This window comes from Bartonella sp. B12(2025) (assembly GCF_053795135.1).
On the sequence record NZ_CP200031.1, the window covers coordinates 1,399,515 to 1,420,353 of the forward strand.

The 20,839-nt window shown below is 39.2% G+C and carries 18 protein-coding genes; 4 read left to right on the plus strand and 14 right to left on the minus strand.

Annotation, left to right across the window (positions count from 1 at the left end; genetic code table 11):
* Positions 1-95 precede the first annotated feature (95 nt).
* Both V3564_RS06265 and V3564_RS06270 read left to right on the plus strand, forming a co-directional pair.
* Entirely contained in the window at positions 96-491 is a 396-nt protein-coding gene (locus tag V3564_RS06265; protein ID WP_455480712.1) for an MliC family protein, read from the plus strand.
* Between the two features lie 17 nt (positions 492-508).
* Entirely contained in the window at positions 509-895 is a 387-nt protein-coding gene (locus V3564_RS06270; protein ID WP_455480713.1) for an MliC family protein, read from the plus strand.
* 39 nt (positions 896-934) lie between these two features.
* Here the strand turns inward: V3564_RS06270 and mnhG are convergent, their stop codons facing one another.
* From mnhG to V3564_RS06305, 7 genes are all read right to left on the minus strand, one after another.
* Positions 935-1,330, minus strand: a complete 396-nt coding sequence (mnhG, locus tag V3564_RS06275; protein WP_455480714.1) for a monovalent cation/H(+) antiporter subunit G — start codon at positions 1,328-1,330, stop codon at positions 935-937.
* Positions 1,327-1,608 carry a K+/H+ antiporter subunit F gene (locus V3564_RS06280; protein ID WP_455480715.1) on the minus strand — a complete coding sequence of 94 codons (282 nt, stop codon included), beginning with the start codon at positions 1,606-1,608 and terminating at the stop codon, positions 1,327-1,329. The genes mnhG and V3564_RS06280 overlap by 4 nt, the downstream gene beginning before the upstream one ends.
* Positions 1,605-2,090 carry a Na+/H+ antiporter subunit E gene (locus tag V3564_RS06285; RefSeq protein WP_455480716.1) on the minus strand — a complete coding sequence of 162 codons (486 nt, stop codon included), beginning with the start codon at positions 2,088-2,090 and terminating at the stop codon, positions 1,605-1,607. Before V3564_RS06285 ends, V3564_RS06280 begins: the two co-directional genes overlap by 4 nt.
* A complete protein-coding gene (locus tag V3564_RS06290) occupies positions 2,087-3,709 on the minus strand; it encodes a monovalent cation/H+ antiporter subunit D (protein ID WP_455480717.1) in 1,623 nt (540 codons plus the stop codon). Before V3564_RS06290 ends, V3564_RS06285 begins: the two co-directional genes overlap by 4 nt.
* The gene (locus V3564_RS06295; RefSeq protein ID WP_455480718.1) at positions 3,709-4,050 is read right to left on the minus strand and encodes a Na+/H+ antiporter subunit C; all 342 of its coding nucleotides are present in this window, start codon (positions 4,048-4,050) and stop codon (positions 3,709-3,711) included. Before V3564_RS06295 ends, V3564_RS06290 begins: the two co-directional genes overlap by 1 nt.
* Complete coding sequence (locus V3564_RS06300; protein WP_455480719.1) at positions 4,050-6,971, minus strand: monovalent cation/H+ antiporter subunit A; 2,922 nt, start codon at positions 6,969-6,971, stop codon at positions 4,050-4,052. The genes V3564_RS06295 and V3564_RS06300 overlap by 1 nt, the downstream gene beginning before the upstream one ends.
* A gap of 198 nt (positions 6,972-7,169) precedes the next feature.
* Complete coding sequence (locus V3564_RS06305) at positions 7,170-7,658, minus strand: BA14K family protein (RefSeq protein WP_455480720.1); 489 nt, start codon at positions 7,656-7,658, stop codon at positions 7,170-7,172.
* Between the two features lie 154 nt (positions 7,659-7,812).
* Here V3564_RS06305 and V3564_RS06310 point away from each other — a divergent pair, with 154 nt between their 5' ends.
* Positions 7,813-8,910, plus strand: a complete 1,098-nt coding sequence (locus tag V3564_RS06310; RefSeq protein ID WP_455480721.1) for a carboxynorspermidine decarboxylase — start codon at positions 7,813-7,815, stop codon at positions 8,908-8,910.
* A 59-nt stretch (positions 8,911-8,969) separates the two neighbouring features.
* Positions 8,970-10,208: a saccharopine dehydrogenase NADP-binding domain-containing protein gene (locus V3564_RS06315; RefSeq protein ID WP_455480722.1), complete on the plus strand. Its 1,239-nt coding sequence runs from the start codon at positions 8,970-8,972 to the stop codon at positions 10,206-10,208.
* 148 nt (positions 10,209-10,356) lie between these two features.
* On the opposite strand, the gene lpdA is transcribed toward V3564_RS06315, so the two are convergent.
* The 7 genes from lpdA to zapE all read right to left on the minus strand — a co-directional run bounded on the left by lpdA (position 10,357) and on the right by zapE (position 20,822).
* Positions 10,357-11,763, minus strand: a complete 1,407-nt coding sequence (gene lpdA, locus V3564_RS06320; RefSeq protein WP_455480723.1) for a dihydrolipoyl dehydrogenase — start codon at positions 11,761-11,763, stop codon at positions 10,357-10,359.
* Positions 11,764-11,795: 32 nt separating this feature from the next.
* Positions 11,796-13,028: a 2-oxoglutarate dehydrogenase complex dihydrolipoyllysine-residue succinyltransferase gene (gene odhB / locus V3564_RS06325; protein WP_455480724.1), complete on the minus strand. Its 1,233-nt coding sequence runs from the start codon at positions 13,026-13,028 to the stop codon at positions 11,796-11,798.
* A gap of 32 nt (positions 13,029-13,060) precedes the next feature.
* Positions 13,061-16,063 (minus strand): 2-oxoglutarate dehydrogenase E1 component, encoded by a 3,003-nt coding sequence (locus V3564_RS06330; RefSeq protein WP_455480725.1) that lies wholly within the window; start codon positions 16,061-16,063, stop codon positions 13,061-13,063.
* 160 nt (positions 16,064-16,223) lie between these two features.
* Positions 16,224-17,126 (minus strand): succinate--CoA ligase subunit alpha, encoded by a 903-nt coding sequence (sucD, locus tag V3564_RS06335; RefSeq protein ID WP_455480726.1) that lies wholly within the window; start codon positions 17,124-17,126, stop codon positions 16,224-16,226.
* Positions 17,127-17,129: 3 nt separating this feature from the next.
* Positions 17,130-18,326, minus strand: a complete 1,197-nt coding sequence (sucC, locus tag V3564_RS06340; RefSeq protein ID WP_455480727.1) for an ADP-forming succinate--CoA ligase subunit beta — start codon at positions 18,324-18,326, stop codon at positions 17,130-17,132.
* A 93-nt stretch (positions 18,327-18,419) separates the two neighbouring features.
* A complete protein-coding gene (gene mdh, locus V3564_RS06345; RefSeq protein ID WP_455480728.1) occupies positions 18,420-19,382 on the minus strand; it encodes a malate dehydrogenase in 963 nt (320 codons plus the stop codon).
* A 264-nt stretch (positions 19,383-19,646) separates the two neighbouring features.
* On the minus strand, positions 19,647-20,822 hold the full coding sequence (gene zapE / locus V3564_RS06350) for a cell division protein ZapE (protein WP_455480729.1): 1,176 nt from the start codon (positions 20,820-20,822) through the stop codon (positions 19,647-19,649).
* Between the last annotated feature and the right edge of the window lie 17 nt (positions 20,823-20,839).

Sequence of the window (20,839 nt, forward strand, 5' to 3'; positions counted from 1 at the left end):
TCGAAGTGGTATGAATCCTGGGGTCGCAGGTTCGAATCCTGCCGTAGACACCATCGCACCAATCAAATTATTCTTCTGCATAATAGGGAAGCATTATGAAAAAAACTCTACTCATTTTAGAATTTTTCGCCGCTTTAAGTCTATCAATCTTCAGCTCAGTCAGTGCTTTTGCTGGCTCTTTAATCATTGAGGTACCAGACCACCCAGAACCAATGACCCAAACCATTACCTATCAGTGTGATACTGGAACAAGTAAAGGACGCGTTGAGGCAATTTATCTCAATGCTGATAATATTTCGTTGGTTGATTTCAAATGGAGGGGTTATCGCACCATCGCTGCAAATGTAATCGCTACCACGGGAACAAAATACGCAGGAGCTCATTATATCTGGTGGAAAACCAACAACGAAGTCACACTTTATGATCTTGTTAATGATCCAGAAGAAAAAAAACCCATCCTCTGTAAAGACGAATCAACGTTATTATTCTAATTAATTAGGGAAGAACTATGAAAAAAACTCCACTCATTTCAGGGCTTTTAGTCGCTTTGAATCTATCACTTTTCAATTCAATCAGTGCCTTTGCTGGCTCTTTAGTCATTGAGGTACCAGATGATCCGGCACCAACAACAGAAACCGTTGTCTATCAATGTGATACTGGAACAAGTAAAGAACGCGTTGAAGCAACCTATCTCAATGCTGACAATATTTCATTGGTTGACTTTAAATGGAAAGGTAGGCGCGTCATTGCTTCCAATGTAATCTCCGCTTCTGGAGCAAAATATATGGGAGACATATATGTTTGGTGGACAAAAAAAGACGAAGCTATATTCTATGATCTTATTAATGATCCAGAGGAAGAAAAGCCTATCCGCTGTGTAGAAGAAAAGGCATAAAAATAGAATAAGTTATCGCATACAAAAACTGCACTGGCTCTAATCGTATGGTATTCCTTCTGATGCGGATGTGGACAACTCTTCCGTTTGATGAGATAAAAGAGCCAGCGGCTTCTCTGATTGATCTTCTGAATAGTGTCGATAAGCTGCCACCTGTGACAGCAGCATGGAAACTACTGGTGTTGTCACAAACAGAAAAATCATCAGCAATACCTCATGAAAAACAAAACGATGATCCACGAGCGTTGAATAAAGAAGCGAAGAAATGAGAATGCTTCCAGCGCCCCAATACGTACCCACTGAAGGCATATGCAAACGCTCATAAAAATTGGAAAAACGCACCAATCCTATCGTTCCAATCAATGTGAGACCAGACCCCAATATTAAAAAAACAGTGATAATAATAGCAACGACAAGCGATACGTCATTTTTCATTCAATAATTTCCCCCCGCATCAAAAATTTTGCCAAAGCAATACTCGATACAGGACCTAAAAGCCCAATAATAAGAGCCGCTACAAAATAAAGGGTCGTTCCTGAACGAATATCGAATGTAAGAAACAAAAGAATAGTTGTTATATAAAGAGCATCCAAACCAATAATCCGATCTTGCGCCCGTGGACCACGAATCAATCGAAACAGCGCAAGAATCATCGCCAAACTTAAAAAACTTTGTGAAATGAAAAGTCCCCAATAAAGAATCACCATACTCATGAGAAAATCTCCAAAAGTAACTGTTCATATCGCTGTTTTATCGACTGTTGATAATCATATCCATTTTTAAAATTTAATACATGAAGCAAAAGTTCACCATTTTTACTATTATAAGCAATCCAAACGGTTCCTGGAGTTGCTGAAAGGATGCATGCTAAAACAGCTAAAGCAGTGCGGCTCTTAAGCGAAAGGGGCACCACAATAAAACCAGACTGCTGTTTTTGAGATCTTTTTGTTAAAATAAAGCAAGCCACTGAAACATTTGAAATTATAGAATCGATAAACACGCGAGAAATCAGACGAAAAACTGCACGCCAACTTTTAATAGTGATCTTTTCCGGCTCAAGAAACCGCATCACCCAACCACTAAACAAAGCAATTATAATCCCTAAAAGCAATTGGCTTAAGCTAAAACCGTTTAAGATCAGCCACATAAAAACAATTGCCATACTGAAAAAAGGGAAAGGACAAAAATAATTCATTGATTCACCTCCCTATTTTTGAGAGAGAAATCATTTAAAATACTCTCAATATAGTTCTGAGGATCATGCAAAGTTTTAGCAGTTTCAGACATATAATGGCTAACAGAATTGGCCATAATTGTTATAAGAAAACATAAAGAAAGAAGAACAGCAATAGGTGCAAATTCGATCACTTGTACACGCGGAATTCTACCTTCGAGAGAAACCCAAAAAGTTCGAACACCAGTTCGTGTCATTGCAATCAAAGCTGCAAAACTAGATATTGTAACAAAAACCACAAAAAACCAATCATGTAAAACAAGCATAGAGGAAGAAAAATCCTCTTTACTGTAATTTAAAACTGCCATGAACATCATCAATTTAGCAACAAAACTAGAAAAAGGTGGCATCCCAATAATCAAAATGGCACAGATCCCAAAACAAGCCCCAAGAATTGCCAAGGTTACTGGCAAATAGGTGCCCACTTCATCTTCTTCCTCTTCTTCATCGTCACCATACACTTCCATTGTGACAGCCAAAACACTGGCAGCCACATCTTGACAGCGTTCAACCAGCTCCACCAAAAGAAAAAAAGCTCCAAGTGCTAAAGTTGAAGAAACAATATAAAAAAGTGCACCTGCTATGAGGGCTGTATTGTCCATCCCAATCGCTGTTAACAATGTGCCAGAGGATACAAGAACGCTATAAGCTGCCAAACGTACCAAAACTTGGCTAGCTAATACCCCAATAAGACCAAAAGTCATAGTGGCAAGCCCACCATAAAACAGAACCATATGACCAAAATGGCTAAAGTTTCCGCTTTCAGAACCAAGCCATAGTAACATTAAACGCAAAATAATATAAAGACCAACCTTACTCAAAAGCACAAAAGAAGCCCCAACGGGCGCTGCTGCAGCACTGTAAGTTGGTACCAACCAAAAATTAAGCGGCCACATACCCGCTTTAAGTAAAAAAGCAATACCCAAAAACGCAGCACCTACTTCGAATAAAACAATATCCGTAGAAGCTATATGTTTTATTTTGATAGCTAAATCGGCCATATTAAGAGTGCCAACGACTCCATAAATAAGTGCCGTACCAACTAAAAAAAATAACGAAGCAACAAGATTAACCACTACATAATGCAACCCTGCACGCACGCGTAACTGACCAGAACCATGCAAAGAAAGCCCGTAAGAAGCCGTTAACATAACTTCAAAAAACACAAATAAATTGAATAAATCACCCGTTAAAAAAGTGCCATTTATTCCCACCATAAAAAATTGCATCAGTGACTGAAAATGAGAACCAGCTTTATACCAATGAGCATGTGCAAAAACTAGTGCAGCAGTAATCAACAAGCTGGAAAGTAAAAGCATCATAGCACTTAAGCGGTCAAGAACCAAAATAATTCCGAAGGGAGAGGGCCAATTGCCAAGCCGATAAACATCCGAAGCTGGTGCTACTTCAAGAGTACGCATAATCAATAAAGCAGCAATAACAATCGACAATCCTGCAGAAGAAAGACTAATCAATGATTTAAGTCTCGAACGGCGTTCGTCATAAAAGAGAAGAAGCGCTCCAGTACTTAATGGCAAAAGAATAGGCAAAATAAGGAAATGTTGCACCCCAACTTCCATCACTGCACCTCACGTCCATCAACATGATCTGAACCTGTTAAACCGCGTGAAACCAAAAGAATAACCAAAAATAAAGCTGTCGTTGCAAAATTAATCACAATTGCTGTCAAAACCAAAGCTTGTGGAAGAGGATCGACGTAATTAGCTGGATTTATCACAATGGAAGGATCAATAATCGGCGCAGCATTGCTGCGCAATCTACCAATCGAAAACATAAAAAGATTAACACCATAGGAGATCAAAGACAAACCAAGAATTACTTGAAAAGTTCGCGGACGCAAAAGAAGCCAAATACCTGATCCGACGAGAATCCCAATACCCAAAGAAAGAATAATTTCCATTAATTTTCCTTCTCTTTTACACTTGGTTTTTTACCGATTCGGTAACTACGAATTGATTGATGTGCAAGTGCAATTAAAATAAGAACAGTTGCTCCCAACACAAGAGAAAACACGCCAAAATCAAATAAAAAAGCGGATGCTATGGGAATATCTCCAATTAGTGGAAGGTGAGTATATTGAAAAAAAGAGGTTAAGAAAGGATACCCAAAAAAACAAGATCCCACCCCCGTTGCTACTGACAAAAATAAGCCAAAACCCATCCAACGCACAGGCAAAACTCTCAAATGGGTTTCCACCCATCGAATATCGCGTGCAAGATATTGCAAAATAATCCCTATCGCTAAAGTCACACCGCCAGCAAATCCGCCTCCTGGAAGATCGTGTCCCCGCATAAATAAATAAATAGCAAAAGCGATAATAACTGGAAAGAGCCAAGACATAATAATAGCAGGAACAGCTAAATAATTTAACACTGTATCCTCCACGTTTTGATCAAGCTTTGTCGTATCAGAAGCCACCTGAATATCTTTTTGAAAAGGAACATTAATACTTTCAAGAGCAGGACGAAACCGCCGTAAAAGTGCAAAAACTGTGAGTGAAACAACACCCAAAACCACAATTTCTCCCATGGTATCAAAGCCACGAAAATCCACCAATAACACATTCACAACATTTCGACCACCAGCACTCGAATAAGCATTCTTTAGAAAAAAATCAGAAACTGTCGTACCTTGAGGGCGTATCATCATCGCAAAAGAGAGCCATGCGACACCAACACCTCCCACAAGTGCCATGGCAAAATCACGGATACGACGCAAGCGCACAAAAAAATGAACAGACGTTGGAGTAGAGTGATGCAAACGCTTAGGCAACCACCGCAAACCAAGTAATAATAAGACAACTGTTACAACTTCAACAACCAATTGTGTTATTGCCAAATCGGGTGCAGAAAGCCATAAAAAGGTTGCGCAAGTCATCAAGCCGGCTCCCCCCAAGAGCATGAGTGACGCAAGACGGTGAAATTTTGCCTGCCAAGCAACTAAAAGTGCGCACAATCCACCGACAAACCAAAAGGCAAGAAAAGGAATATCAAGCGGAAAAAGTGATAACGAACCTACTGAGATTAAACCATCGCACCAAAGCAAAAAACCAACAAATGCAAAACACAGAAAAAAAATCCAGTGCAATTGTATTTGTAAACGGCGCGTTGAAAAAACAGATTCCACCGTACGTGCCCACTTCCAAGAAATAATTACGAGAACGCGTTCAAAAATACGGGGTCCTTTCAAGTGGCGAAAAAAAGGAGGCCCATCATCACAGGATAAAAAATAACGATGCCCAACAGCATAGAGCAACCCGCCTCCTAATAAAGCCACAAAACTCATCATTAATGGAGTATTAAAACCATGCCAAACAGCCAAATTATAAGGGATTGTCATCGGTCCTAAAACAGAGACAACTGCATTATCCAAAATAGGCCCTATTGTTAAATTGGGCAAAATACCAACCGCCAAACAAATAAACACTAAAAGTTCCATTGGTAAACGCATAAAATACGGTGGTTCATGTGGAGTTTTAGGTAAATTAACAGGTTTTGGCCCTAAAAAGACACCATGAATAAAACGTATAGAGTAGGTCACACTAAACAGGCTAGCCAGTGTTGCAACATAAGGTGCAATCCAATCAAGCCATGATTCCATATGCGTTTCAACCGCTTCAGCAAAAAACATCTCTTTCGATAAAAAACCGTTCAATAAAGGAACTCCGGCCATCGCCGCACTTGCTACTAAAGCCAAAGTTGCTGTAATAGGCATAGAATGATAAAGACCTGTCAGCTTACGCATATCACGTGTCCCCGTCTCGTGATCAATAATGCCAGCGGCCATAAATAAAGAAGCTTTAAAAGTAGCATGATTGGCCATATGAAAGATCGCTGCAACACATGCAAGTGGGCTACCAAGACTTAAAAGCGTAGTAATTAATCCAAGGTGACTAATAGTTGAGTAAGCAAGTAGCCCTTTCAAGTCTTGCTGAAACATGGAAAAATAGGCACCAAGCAACAGTGTCGAGAGTCCTGAAAAACCAACCAGCCAAAACCAAGATTCTGTACCAGAGAGCACAGGCCATAAACGAACAAGCAAAAATAATCCTGCTTTCACCATTGTTGCCGAATGCAAATAAGACGATACAGGTGTTGGAGCAGCCATTGCATTAGGCAACCAAAAATGAAATGGAAACTGTGCACTTTTTGTTAATCCTCCCAATAAAATACAAATAAGGACAGGAGTATAAAGAGAACTTGACCGAATCATATCCCCAGACTGCAAAACCTTATCCAAATCAAAACTGCCAACGATGTGGCCAATCAATAAAACCCCAATAAAAAGGGTAAAACCACCAAAACCTGTAATCGTTAAAGCCATGCGCGCACCCTCACGCGCACTCGCATTATGGTACCAATAACCAATCAACAAAAAAGAAAAAATACTGGTGAGTTCCCAGAAAACAACCAAAAAGATGAGATTGCCCGATAAGACTATTCCTGTCATTGAACCCATAAAGGCCAGAAAAAAAGAAAAAAAACGCGGTACAGAATCTGCTGGATCCATATAATATCGCGCATAAACAACAACAAGCAGCCCAATTCCTGTAATAAGCAAGCAAAAAAGCCACGATAAACCATCTATACGGAGGATCAAATCACTCCCCCATTCTGGAAGCCAAGAAATATCGAAACGCACTACGCGATTTCCACGAACTGCTGGATAAAGCATTATTGTAAAAAGAAAACTGAAAAGTGCAATGATCCCAGCAAACCACGCTTCATTATTTTTTGCTGTCGAACGAAAAAAACCAATAACAGCACTTCCACAAAAGGGAAGCAAAACCAGCAATATCAACATTGCTTCCCGTACTGTCATTCTTTAAGCTCCATCCTGCTCTTATACATTTTGTCATCGACAAAATAACAATTTACACTATCACACCCCCACTCTGCACTTATGATAATAAGATTTAATAAAACTTAAAAGCATTTAAAATTTTCAAAACACAACTGTTGCGTGAAAAAACTGCTCAACATACAAAATACCTTAAAGAGTTTTTACATTAAACGATTTCTATCCTTTAAAAAAGCGTGAAAGACACTGTTTACGAGGCCCATGAAAAGGTTGATAGCTGTTATCACTTTTATTGTAAGAACGATAACGCGCACGACAAGATTCGATATGTTGTTTAAACATCCATGGCTCTTTTTTCTTTAAAGAAGAGATTAAAAACATTCTTTCCTCCTCTGATACAGCTTTTAATGACGCACGTTTTGTGTTTAGATGTGGCAACGTAACGAAGGCTGCTTCAGGATACCACCAATTATCCCTATACTTACGATAACCACGCCGATAATTATGATAACCTTTAAAACCATTAAGTTCTCTACGCCCCGTAAAAATCAGAGGTACCGAACTTTTTTGAACAAAAGTCTGAGACATCACCTTAGCTTCAGCATCACTCTTATTTTGTACCAAGTCAACAATATTAGTTGTTATAATGAAAAAACTTCCAATAAATACAAGAGCTAAAGCATAATATAATTTTTTTTTCATATACATAACGCAAATCTCAAAATAACAAAATTAAAACGCAGTCACAGAAAATCTTTCTACTGCTAGACAGAAAAAGCCTCTTTTTTTGAGACATTCTGTCACTCTTTGTACTAAACGTTAATCTTAGCAATAAGATCCTTCAAAAGAAAATGGATAAACAATGATAAGAACCCCCTATTATCTTATAGATAAATCTAAGCTTATAAAAAATATGGAAATTATCGCTCGCTTACGCGAAATGTCTGGAGCAAAAATTTTGCTTGCTTTGAAATGTTTTGCTACATGGAGTCTGTTTGATTTAATGTCTGAGTTTATGGATGGAACAACATCATCATCCCTTTATGAACTGCATCTAGGAAGAGAAAAATTTGGCAAAGAAACCCATGCCTATTCGGTTGCTTGGGCAGATCATGAAATTGATGAAGCATGTGGTTACGCAGACAAAATTATTTTTAATTCCATTCAACAACTTCAACGCTTTGCTAATGCAACAAAAACCATTCAACGAGGTCTAAGGTTAAATCCAGGAATCAGCGCATCCAATTTTGATCTTGCTAACCCCTCCCGCCCTTTTAGCCGCTTAGGAGAAACCAATCAAAACGCTATTAAAGAAGTTCTGCCCCTCATCAATGGCTTGATGATCCACAACAATTGCGAAAATGCTGATTTTAATCTTTTTAACCAAATGCTGAATCACATAGAAGAAAAATTTGCAGAACTTTTTGCTGCAGTTGACTGGATAAGCCTTGGCGGTGGAATTCATTTTACAGCTGAAAACTATCCTCTAGAAACTTTCGCAGAACGCTTAAAACATTTTTCAAAAACCCATGGTGTCACCATTTTTCTAGAACCAGGAGAAGCCGCTATCACAAAAAGCACGACACTAGAAGTAAGTGTTCTTGATACATTGTATAATGAAAAAAACCTCGCTATTGTTGATAGCTCAATTGAAGCACATATGCTTGACCTTTTAATTTATCGTGAAAATGCCAAATTAGAACCAAATCAAGGATCGTACGAAATTATGGTCTGCGGAAAATCCTGTCTTGCTGGCGATATTTTTGGAACATTTCAGTTTCCCGAGCCTCTAAAAATAGGTGACAGACTATCTTTTCAAGATGCTGCAGGCTATACAATGGTCAAAAAGAACTGGTTTAATGGTGTCACAATGCCTGCCATTGTTATCAAAGAGTTTGACGGTACACTAAAACTTCAACGCCAGTTTTATTATAGTGATTATCAGAAAAGTCTTTCATAAAAAATAACCATTTAAAAAAACATCATATACAACAGTATTAAAAAGGAGATGAACCTACAATGAAGAAAAATATTCTCATTATTGGTGCTGGAGGTGTTGCACAAGTTGTCGCGCACAAATGTGCTCAAAACAATGATATTCTCGGTGAAATTCATATCGCTTCACGAACACTCAAAAAATGTGACGCCATCATTGCTTCTATTAAAGAAAAAAACACCATGAAAAAACAAGGTGTTCTTCAGAGTCATACGCTCAATGCAATGAATGTAGAAGAAACTGTAAAACTCATCCAAAAAACAAAATGCGAAATTGTCATCAATGTTGGATCATCTTTTCTTAATATGTCTGTTCTTTCAGCTTGTATTGAAGCAAAATGCGCTTATATCGATACTGCAATTCATGAAGACCCCCTTAAAGTTTGTGAAACACCTCCTTGGTATGACAATTATGAATGGCCTCGACGTCAAGAATGTGAAAAAGCCGGTATAACCGCTATTTTAGGAGCAGGCTTTGATCCTGGTGTTGTTAATGCTTATGCAGCATTAGCACATGACGATTATTTCGATACAATTACCGATATCGACATCATTGACATTAATGCTGGAAACCATGGGCGCTGGTTTGCCACCAATTTTGATCCAGAAATTAATTTTCGAGAATTTACAGGAAAGGTATGGTCTTGGCAAAATAAAAAGTGGACTTCTAATCAAATGTTTGAAGTCAGCCATGAGTGGGATCTACCCGTTGTGGGAAAACAAAAAGCCTACATGTCAGGACACGATGAAATCCATTCATTATCTAAAAATTTAGATGTTCAAAACATCCGCTTTTGGATGGGATTCGGTGAACGTTATATCACTGTTTTTACTGTCCTGAAAAATCTAGGACTCTTATCTGAACAGCCTATTAAAACGGCAGAAGGCCAAGAAGTTGTTCCTTTGAAAGTCGTAAAAGCTGTCTTACCTAACCCAGCTTCTTTAGCACCAGATTATACAGGAAAAACCTGTATTGGAGATCTTGTAAAAGGTGAAAAAAATGGAAATCCAAGGGAAGTTTTTATCTATAATATAACCGATCACAAACAAGCTTTTCACGAAACCGGCGCGCAAGGAATTTCTTATACAGCTGGTGTACCAGCAGCAGCAGCAGCCTTTCTTATTGCCACCGGCGAATGGGATGTTAAAACCATGGTCAATGTAGAAGAATTACCACCACATCCCTTCCTCAAATATCTCGATCATATGGGTCTTTCCACCTGTATAAGAGAGCAACAAGAAGATAAAAAATTACAGTTTTAAACTTCTTCTTTATATACCAGCGGCAGATACAGAAAACCGCCCCGAAAAGGGCGGTTTTTTTCAAAAATATATAACGCATAAATTCACAAAACAAAAAAGTATCTTTGAGACTTTTTTAAGAAGCATCATAGCATGCTAAAGAGCACATTTATATATGAATCGGTTTAGCAAATATCGCTAAAGCTGCTTCCCGCACTGCTTCTGATAAGGTAGGATGAGCGTGGCAACAACGCCCTAGATCTTCTGATGAACCACTAAATTCCATTAAAACTGCAATTTCATGGATCATTTCACCAGCACCAAATCCAAGAATATGCCCACCCAAAATTCGATCTGTCTTTTTATCAGCAAGGATTTTAACAAAACCATCACTTTTTTGCATTGCACGTGCACGACCATTAGCCATGAACGGAAATTTACCAATATTATAATCAATATTAGCAGCTTTAAGTTCTTCTTCTGTCTTTCCTACACTGGCAATTTCTGGCTGTGTATAAACAACACTAGGAATGACATTAAAATTAACATGTCCCTTCTGACCCGCCAAAATTTCAGCAACAGCAACGCCTTCTTCCTCCGCCTTATGCGCTAACATCGGCCCTTTAACGACATCACCAATCGCATAAATTCCTGGAACATTTGTCTGCCACTGCGCATCGACAGCAATAAAGCTACGCTCATCCAGCTGAACACCAGCTTCCACCAAACCGAGACCTTCCGTATATGGAGAACGTCCCGTAGCAATGAGAACAACATCAGCCTCTAAAGTTTCAGATGTACCACCTTTTGCCGCTTCAAAACTCACCTGAGCCGTTGAACCAGATCGTGTAATAGCTGTTACTTTTGTACCAGTCTTATATTCAATCCCTTGTTTTTCCATTATTTTTTGGAATTGCCGCGAAATTTCACCATCCATTGATCCTAAAACTTTATTAAGATATTCAATAATGGTAACTTTAGCACCTAAGCGGCTCCAAACTGAACCAAGTTCTGAACCAATAACACCAGCTCCAACAACAATCATGTGCGCTGGTACTTTTTCAAGGGCAATCGCTCCCGTAGAAGATACAACAACCTTTTCATCAACTTCAACATTCACACCTGGAATGCCAGAACTTTCTGAACCTGTAGCAATAACAATATTTTTTGTTGTAATCGTTTGTTGACGACCGTCCCTAGCAATAACTTCAATTTGACCTGCACCTAAAATTTTAGCTGTACCAAAAAAAGTGTCAATTTTATTCTTTTTCATCAAAAAAGAAACACCACTCGTATTGGCTGTTACAACAGCTTTTTTATGCACCATCATCTGTTCAAGATTAAGCTTAGGTTTTGAAATAGAAATACCGAGTGTTTCAAAACCATGCTGTGCTTCAGCAAATACTTCTGAAGCATGCAATAATGCTTTAGAAGGAATGCAACCAACGTTGAGACACGTACCACCAAGTGTCATCTGTTTTTCAATAATCGCTGTTTTAAGTCCAAGTTGCGCTGCTTTAATTGCTGCCACATAACCACCTGGACCTGCTCCGATCACAACCACATCATAAGACATCCATTTTTCCTTTCATCTTGAAAACTGTACTTTTACAAATCAAGAACAAGGCGTTCTGGATCTTCTAAACTTTCCTTAACACGCACAAGGAAAGTCACAGCCTCCTGCCCATCCACAATACGATGATCATAAGAAAGTGCCAAATACATCATAGGTCGGATCACAATTTGACCCCCAACAACCATTGCTCGTTCTTTAATCGCATGCATTCCCAAGATACCAGACTGTGGTGCATTCAGAATCGGCGTTGACATTAATGAGCCATACACCCCCCCATTTGTAATGGTAAAAGTTCCACCTTGCATATCAGAAACTGCTAATTTTCCATCACGAGCAAGGCGACCCAAACGGCCAATCTCTTTTTCAATTTCTGCCAACGACATCTGATCTGCATTACGAACCACTGGAACAACAAGTCCTTTATCCGTTCCAACAGCAATTCCAACATTGACATAGTTTTTGTAAACAATATCTGTTCCATCAATTTCTGCATTAACAGCAGGAAGCTCTTTTAAAGCATGACAAACGGCCTTGGTAAAAAATCCCATAAAGCCAAGCTTAACGCCATGTTTCTTTTCAAAAAGATCCTTATAACGCTTGCGCAAATCCATCACAGCAGACATATCAACCTCATTAAATGTGGTTAACATTGCTGCTGTATTCTGTGCGTCTTTAAGACGGCGAGCAATTGTTTGACGCAACTTTGTCATACGAACTCGCTCCTCACGCATTTCCTGAACAGGAGTAACCGAAGAGCTGGTGGATGCAGAGGCAGAGCTGGCTGTAGAAACTGCAGGGCTAGGTGCTTTTGTTCCTTGTGTCAACACATTAAGAACATCCTCTTTGAGAATTTGTCCACGTTTTCCAGAACCTGAAACATCGCTTTTTACAATATTATTTTCAGCCATCAATTTTGCTGCTGAAGGTGCAGGAGGCATTGTATCGCTCGAAGAAGACTGCTCCAATTCAGATGAAGTCGCTGAAACAGATGTGTCAGAGGGAGACAGTGGTTTAGAAATACCTGAAGCTCCAGCTTCAACCACCCCTAAGAGCGCATTCACTTCAACCGTATCACCTTCCTTTGCAATGATCTCAGATAATTTCCCCGTAATAGGCGAAGGAACCTCAACTGTTACCTTATCAGTTTCTAATTCAACCAAGGGCTCATCCACAGTGACAGCTTCACCAAGCTTTTTAAACCATTTGCCAACTGTTGCTTCGGTAACCGATTCGCCCAAAGTAGGAACACGAATTTCAGTAGTCATGATATTTTTCCATACATTAGAGTAGTAATAAATTAAGAGCCTAATGCATCTTCAAGAAACGCAGCAAGCTGTTCAAGATGTTTCACCATCAACCCAGAGGCCGGTGATGCACTTGCAGGACGCCCTGCATAACGTGCACGTGAATATTGCGCATTAACATGCGTCAAAACCCATTCTAAATAAGGCTCAATAAATGACCAAGCCCCCATGTTCTTCGGTTCTTCTTGGCACCAAACAACCTCTGCTTGCAAAAAGCGCGATAATACATTCACCAAAACTTTTGCTGGGAAAGGATAAAGCTGTTCAATACGAAGCAAATAAACATCATCAATGCCTCTTTTTTCCCGTTCTTCATAAAGATCGTAATAAACCTTGCCCGTACAAAGAACGATACGGCGGATTTTATTGTCTTTCTGCAATTTAATGGTGGAGTTTTTGAGACATTCTGCATCATCAAGCAACAAACGCTGAAAACTTGTTTCTGCTCCCATTTCACTTAAGGAAGAAACTGCCCGCTTATGACGCAAAAGTGATTTTGGTGTCATTAAAATCAACGGTTTACGAAAATCACGTTTAATTTGCCGACGCAAGATATGAAAATAATTTGCAGGAGTCGTACAATTAGCAACCTGCATATTATCTTCCGCACAAAGTTGAAGAAAACGTTCCAAACGTGCCGAAGAATGCTCTGGACCTTGCCCTTCAAAACCATGAGGCAACAAACACACAAGACCAGACATACGAAGCCACTTACGTTCTGCAGATGAAATAAATTGGTCAAAAATGACCTGTGCACCATTAGAAAAATCACCAAACTGCGCTTCCCAAAGTGTTAATCCCCGTGGTTCAGCAAGGGAATATCCATATTCAAAACCAAGAACGGCTTCTTCAGAAAGCATAGAGTTAACTACCTCATAAAATGCTTGTCCCTTTTTCAAATTATTTAAAGGGATATAACGCGCTTCATTTTCTTGGTCGTAAAGAACTGAATGACGTTGTGAAAAAGTTCCACGTTCAACATCTTCACCGGAAAGACGAACCGGTGCTCCTTCTACACAAAGTGAACCAAAAGCTAAAGCTTCAGCCGTTGCCCAATCAACACCTTCACCGGTTTCAAAAATTTTAGCACGGTTGTTCAAAAAGCGCTGAATAGTTTTATGAACATGAAAGTCTGGTGGAATTTCGATAAGTTTTTTACCAATTTCCTTTAAAGCTTTTAACTCAACACCCGTCGTTCTAGAGTATTGCTCATCAGCATTACTGAAAGCTTTCAACCCCGTCCAACTCCCATCAAGCCAATCAGCCTTGTTTGGTTTATAAGAAGCACTCGCTTCAAGTTCAACTTCAAGCTTGTCACGCCATAGTTTTTTTTGTTGTTCAATCTCTTCTAAAGAAACAACCCCTTCCGCTGCCAACTGGTCGCCATAAAGCTGAAGAGTAGTCCTATGATTACGGATAGCCTTATACATAAGCGGTTGCGTAAAGGAAGGCTCATCGCCTTCATTATGTCCATAACGGCGATAACAGAACATATCAATTACAACCGATTTATGGAAAATTTGACGAAACTCTGTTGCTAATTTCGCAATAAAGACAACAGCTTCAGGATCATCACCATTCACATGAAAAATTGGAGCATCAATCATTTTCGCTACATCTGACGGATATGGCGAAGAACGCGAAAAGCGTGGATCTGTTGTAAAACCAATCTGATTATTGATAATAACATGAATAGAGCCCGCAACGCTGTAACCTTTAAGACCTGAAAGACCAAAAGTTTCCTGAATAACACCTTGCCCGGCAAAAGCAGCATCACCATGAATAAGCAACGGCAAGACTTTTGAACGCTCGCTTAATGGGAGTTCATCAGCGTACGTAGAATGACCCACAAGTTGGTCTTGTTTAGCACGAGCCTTGCCAATAACAACCGGATCAACAATCTCAAGGTGAGATGGATTAGCCAAAAGCGATAAATGTACTTTTTTACCGTCAAATTCAAGATCAGCTGAAGTTCCCAAATGATATTTGACATCACCCGATCCCTCTACATCATCAGGCTTATAAGATCCCCCTTTGAATTCATGAAAAATAGCTCGATGTGGTTTTGCAAGAACTTGTGACAGAACGTTTAAACGACCACGATGAGCCATTCCTAAAATAACTTCCTGAACACCTAAAGTACTACCACATTTAATAATCTGCTCAAGAGCAGGAATCAACGCTTCACCACCATCAAGTCCAAAACGCTTTGTTCCTTTATATTTTGTATCTAAAAACTGCTCGAACCCTTCCGCCTCAATAAGCTTGTTAAGGATAGCTTTCTTGCCTTTCTGTGTGAAGGTAATGTGCTTATCTGATCCTTCAATACGTTCTTGAAGCCATGCTTTTTGAGCAGGATCAGAAATATGCATATATTCTATACCAATCGTTAAACAATAGATACGATTGAGGATCTCAAGCATTTGTGGAATAGTTGCATATTCCAATCCTAAAACACCATCAATAAAAATTGGCCGCTCATAATCGTCAGGGGTAAAACCATAAGCTTCTGGAGAAAGTTCTTTATAATCCTCAATTTTTTCTGCCAATTGAAGAGGATCAAGCTGTGCACGGAGATGCCCACGTGCTCGAAAAGCACGAATCATCATAAGCGCATGAACAGAATCACGTGTTGCTAGAATAACATCTTGTTCGCTAAAAGTTTTTCCTTTTTGTGCAGCACTAACTGCTGTTTTTTCCTTTAATTTATCACCAAGATATTTTTCAAGAGCAGACCAATCACCATCAAGAGCAGAAACTAACTCACCATTTGCCTTTAATGGCCAATGCTCACGTTGCCAAGTTGCTCCTTCAGCATTTCTGAGAACATCTTCTTTGTTATCCTGAAGATTTTCAAAAAAAGTACGCCACTGTGAATCTACGCTGGTGGGATCTTTTTCATATTCGGCATAAAGTTGATCTATATAATCCGCATTTCCACCATAAAGAAAAGACGTCTGTGCAAAAAGACTATTTATCTCGTCCTGCCTTGCCATATATCTCTCCGGAACATTTATTCCGTCTCCTTATCTCTTTTTCGACCTTTAAATGCTTGCAAAGCAAACGAGGGTCAGAAAATTCAAAAAAGTTTTATCTTTTTATACCCAATACTTCATCTGAATAAGGATATATCTTTTATGCAGATGAAGTTTTCTTTTACCCCTTCAAAATCGACATCAAGGTTTTACCTATCTGTGAAGGTGAAGGAGACACCCGAATCCCAGCTGATTCCATTGCAGAAATTTTATCTTCTGCCCCACCTTTACCACCAGAAATAACAGCACCAGCATGCCCCATTGTGCGTCCTGGAGGTGCTGTACGACCAGCAATAAAACCAACCACCGGCTTTTTACGACCTTTTCTTGCCTCATCTTGGAGAAACTGAGCTGCTTCTTCTTCAGCAGAACCACCAATTTCACCAATCATAACGATAGACTGAGTCTCATCATCAGCTAAAAACATTTCTAATACATCAATAAATTCAGTGCCTTTAACAGGATCACCACCAATACCAATAGCTGTTGTCTGTCCAAGGCCTTCATGACTCGTCTGAAAAACTGCTTCATAAGTTAAAGTTCCAGACCGTGAGACAACCCCAACAGAACCTTTTCTAAAAACAGAACCAGGCATAATACCAATCTTACATTCATTTGGTGTGAGAATACCAGGACAATTAGGACCAATGAGACGTGATTTTGATTTTTCTAATCTAGCCTTTACTTTAATCATATCCGTAACAGGAATGCCTTCCGTAATACAGATAATTAAACGAATCTCAGCATCAATAGCTTCTATAATAGCTGCTGCTGCCCCTGCAGGAGGAACATAAATAACAGAAGCATCCGCGCCTGTTTTTTCTTTTCCTTCCGCAACACTTGCAAAAATAGGAAGAGTTTCACCTTTTGAACCTTCCCATGTCTCGCCACCCTTTTTAGGGTTAACGCCACCAACCATTTGCGTACCATGATAAGCAAGCGCTTGCTCTGTATGAAACGTTCCTGTTTTTCCTGTAAGTCCTTGAACCAGAACTTTTGTATCTTTATTCACAAGAATCGACATAACTTAAGCTCCCTTCACGGCTGCAACAATTTTTTGAGCAGCATCATCTAAATTATCAGCGGGAATAACGTTCAAACCACTTTCACTGATAATCGCTTTACCCTGCTCAACATTTGTGCCTTCAAGACGAACAACCAAAGGAACCTTTAAACCAACTTCCCGAACAGCAGCAACTACGCCTTCAGCAATAACATCGCAACGCATAATACCACCAAAAATATTAACCAAAATACCTTTAACATTTGGATCAGCAGTAATAATCTTAAAAGCAGCAGTTACCTTTTCTTTTGAAGCTCCACCACCAACATCAAGGAAATTTGCTGGCTCAGCTCCATAAAGCTTAATAATGTCCATTGTTGCCATAGCAAGACCTGCACCATTGACCATACAACCAATCGTGCCATCAAGAGCAACATAAGCAAGATCATGCTTTGATGCTTCTATCTCTTTTGGATCTTCTTCTGAAGTATCGCGTAGTTCCAAAATGTCTGGATGACGGAACAGAGCATTATTATCAAAAGAAACTTTTGCATCAAGAATGCGCAAATGACCATCTTTCATTACAATAAGCGGATTAATTTCGAGAAGGCTCATATCTTTTTCACAAAATACCTTATAAAGAATTGGAAAAAGCTTCTTACCATCTTCTCGTGCACTATCGTGCAAATCTAATACATCACAAAGCCTTGTACAATCAACAGAGGTAACGCCCTGTACAGCATCAATGGGTAGAGTTAATATTTTCTCTGGTGTCTCTTCAGCAACCGTTTCAATGTCCATTCCCCCTTCCGTTGAAACAACGAAAGCTACCCGACCGACCGTACGATCAACCAAAAGTGAAAGATAAAGCTCCCGCTCAATATCGGCACCATCCTCAATATAAAGACGATTGACTTGCTTCCCCTCTGAACCAGTTTGTTTGGTTACCAAAGTTTTACCAAGCATTTCTTGGACATGTGCAACAACTTCTTGAACGGATTTTGCAAGTCGGACACCACCCTTTGAATCAGGACCAAGTTCCTTAAACTTTCCTTTACCACGACCACCAGCGTGTATCTGACTTTTAACCACATAGAGTGGCCCAGGCAATTTTTTTGCCCACGTTTCAGCTTGCTCTACAGAATAAACAGCAACACCATTTGCAACTGGTGCTCCATATTCATGAAGCAGACGTTTGGCCTGATATTCATGGATATTCATACATTTGTCCTTCTCTTTTACAGATTATTTTATTAACCCTCAAACCCCAATATTCTAAATACTTTCTACTTAATAAACAGAGCCTTGCTCAATTCATTTGAGACCAGGCACAATAGCGATACAAGCTTCACAAAGCTTCTGTACTGCATCCACTGAATGCTCAAAAGCACTTCTTTCCTCTTTATCAAGATCAATTTCAATGATCCGTTCAACACCGCCCGAACCAAGTACAACGGGAACACCAACATAAGTATCATTAACTCCGTATTCACCTGAAAGATAGGCTGCGACAGGAACAACACGCTTAGTATCCTTTAAATAGGCTTCAGCCATAGAAACAGCAGAAGCCGCTGGTGCGTAAAAAGCAGAGCCTGTTTTTAACAAACTAACAACTTCTGCACCGCCATCACGAGTACGTTGGATAATTTGATCAATTCTTTCCTGTGTTGTCCACCCCATCTTCACAAGATCAGGCAAAGAAATACCACCAACCGTTGAATAACGCACCAAAGGCACCATTGAATCACCGTGACCTCCCAAAACAAACGCTGTCACATCTTTAACAGAGACCTTAAATTCCTTAGATAAGAAATAACGAAAACGTGCCGAATCAAGAACACCAGCCATACCAACCACTTTATGTATAGGAAGACCTGAAAACTTCTGTAATGCCCATACCATTGCATCAAGGGGATTCGTAATACAAATAACAAATGCTGAAGGCGCATATTTTTTAATCCCAGCACCAACTTGCTCCATCACTTTTAGATTAATGCCCAAAAGATCATCACGGCTCATACCAGGTTTTCGCGCAACTCCTGCTGTTACAATAACAACATCTGCACCTTCAATTTCTTCATAAGCATTAGCACCTTTTAGACTAATATCAAAACCGTCAACGGGTGAAGATTCAGCAATATCGAGAGCCTTACCCTGTGGTAAACCTTCCGCAATATCAAATAAGACAACATCACCAAGTTCTTTAAGCCCAATAATATGCGCTAAAGTCCCACCAATCATGCCCGAACCAATGAGAGCTATTTTCTTTCGTGCCATTTTTTTTCCTAACGTTAGACAAATCAGCGCACATTCATCAGCGCCAGTATACTGAATGTTTTTTTATCTTAGTCATATTTTCAATAATGTCATCAAAAAGAGAAAGACATGAAATTTACCAAATTTTTTTTCTTCTATAGAAACAACTATTAGAAAACTACCATGGTGTATCGATAAAGTGAATTTAAAAAAAATACAACAGAATTATTACACTTCTTTTAGTTTCAAAGAGTTGTTGTTTTTACAGTTTATGTAAAAATATAATCAACTATTCTCCTTCAAAAGAAAATGTTCTGCCCAAAGTTTCAAATAATCCTGACTCTGCATTTCAAAAAGACGTGATTGCGTTCTTTTAAACTCAAATGTTTCTGTCGTCTGTGCATGTCCTTTATATAAATCTTCAAGTACGGCTGCCGCTGACATAAATAATCTTATGTGGCGTTCATACAAAATATCAATAAATAAAATAAACCGTTTCGTTTCATTGCGACATGTATCATCCATCACAGGTACATTATCGACAAAAATCGTATGATAACGTTCCCCCAATGCTAAATACTCAGCCGCTGCCAAAGGCTTTGTGCATAAATCTTGATAATCAAAGCGCGCACAACCCGCTCCGGTGCGTGAAATATGAATAAGACGCCCTTTTATAGAAAGTTCATCAGATATTTCCTTCTGTCCTTGCAACACCAGTGCCCACGCTTGATCCATGTATTCATTTGCTTCCAACCCTAACGGCGTTATATACACGTGTTGTAGATTTGATTTTTCAAGACGATAATCTGTTTTTGCATCAAGATTGATAACGCGAGCATGTGCTTTCAAAATTTGAATAAAAGGCAAAAAAAGCTCTCTATTTAAACCGTTATAATAAAGGTTATCAGGAGCAACATTTGAAGTCGCAACGAAGAAAACCCCTTTATCAAATAAAGCAGAAACAAGGCGTCCCAACACCATAGCATCTGCAATATCTGTTACGCTAAATTCATCAAAACAAAGTACCTGAGCTTCTCGTGCAAAATCTTCAGCAACAGCTGAAATAGGATCATCTTGTCCAGCTTTTGCATGTGTTGATGCTTGACGGTAAATATTAATACGTTCATGTACATCGGCCATAAAGTCATTAAAATGAGCGCGCTTTTTACGTTCCTGGGGCAAACAAGAAAAGAACAAATCCATCAGCATGGTTTTGCCTCGTCCTACTTCACCGTAAATATACAGTCCCTGAAAGAAATTATCAAAACCATCCTGTTTTACAACAGAGTTTTTTTTTCTTCTCTTAAAGAAACGCCAGAATTTCCACGGCCGAGAAACATTTTTCTCCGTAATTTCTTCTAATAAACGATCAAAATATTCTGTTAAAGCCAATTGAGCCGGATCAAAACTGATTTCTCCTTTGTATACCAACTCCTTATAGCGCGTTGAAACTAAAATCATTCAAACAACCTTTTTTC

What these genes read in the sequence shown, in the direction of transcription:
- V3564_RS06265 (WP_455480712.1), top strand. Translation starts at nt 96, where the DNA reads ATGAAAAAAACTCTACTCATTTTAGAATTTTTCGCCGCTTTAAGTCTA.
- V3564_RS06270 (WP_455480713.1), top strand. Translation starts at nt 509, where the DNA reads ATGAAAAAAACTCCACTCATTTCAGGGCTTTTAGTCGCTTTGAATCTA.
- mnhG (WP_455480714.1), bottom strand. Translation starts at nt 1,330, where the DNA reads ATGAAAAATGACGTATCGCTTGTCGTTGCTATTATTATCACTGTTTTT.
- V3564_RS06280 (WP_455480715.1), bottom strand. Translation starts at nt 1,608, where the DNA reads ATGAGTATGGTGATTCTTTATTGGGGACTTTTCATTTCACAAAGTTTT.
- V3564_RS06285 (WP_455480716.1), bottom strand. Translation starts at nt 2,090, where the DNA reads ATGAATTATTTTTGTCCTTTCCCTTTTTTCAGTATGGCAATTGTTTTT.
- V3564_RS06290 (WP_455480717.1), bottom strand. Translation starts at nt 3,709, where the DNA reads ATGGAAGTTGGGGTGCAACATTTCCTTATTTTGCCTATTCTTTTGCCA.
- V3564_RS06295 (WP_455480718.1), bottom strand. Translation starts at nt 4,050, where the DNA reads ATGGAAATTATTCTTTCTTTGGGTATTGGGATTCTCGTCGGATCAGGT.
- V3564_RS06300 (WP_455480719.1), bottom strand. Translation starts at nt 6,971, where the DNA reads ATGACAGTACGGGAAGCAATGTTGATATTGCTGGTTTTGCTTCCCTTT.
- V3564_RS06305 (WP_455480720.1), bottom strand. Translation starts at nt 7,658, where the DNA reads ATGTATATGAAAAAAAAATTATATTATGCTTTAGCTCTTGTATTTATT.
- V3564_RS06310 (WP_455480721.1), top strand. Translation starts at nt 7,813, where the DNA reads ATGATAAGAACCCCCTATTATCTTATAGATAAATCTAAGCTTATAAAA.
- V3564_RS06315 (WP_455480722.1), top strand. Translation starts at nt 8,970, where the DNA reads ATGAAGAAAAATATTCTCATTATTGGTGCTGGAGGTGTTGCACAAGTT.
- lpdA (WP_455480723.1), bottom strand. Translation starts at nt 11,763, where the DNA reads ATGTCTTATGATGTGGTTGTGATCGGAGCAGGTCCAGGTGGTTATGTG.
- odhB (WP_455480724.1), bottom strand. Translation starts at nt 13,028, where the DNA reads ATGACTACTGAAATTCGTGTTCCTACTTTGGGCGAATCGGTTACCGAA.
- V3564_RS06330 (WP_455480725.1), bottom strand. Translation starts at nt 16,063, where the DNA reads ATGGCAAGGCAGGACGAGATAAATAGTCTTTTTGCACAGACGTCTTTT.
- sucD (WP_455480726.1), bottom strand. Translation starts at nt 17,126, where the DNA reads ATGTCGATTCTTGTGAATAAAGATACAAAAGTTCTGGTTCAAGGACTT.
- sucC (WP_455480727.1), bottom strand. Translation starts at nt 18,326, where the DNA reads ATGAATATCCATGAATATCAGGCCAAACGTCTGCTTCATGAATATGGA.
- mdh (WP_455480728.1), bottom strand. Translation starts at nt 19,382, where the DNA reads ATGGCACGAAAGAAAATAGCTCTCATTGGTTCGGGCATGATTGGTGGG.
- zapE (WP_455480729.1), bottom strand. Translation starts at nt 20,822, where the DNA reads ATGATTTTAGTTTCAACGCGCTATAAGGAGTTGGTATACAAAGGAGAA.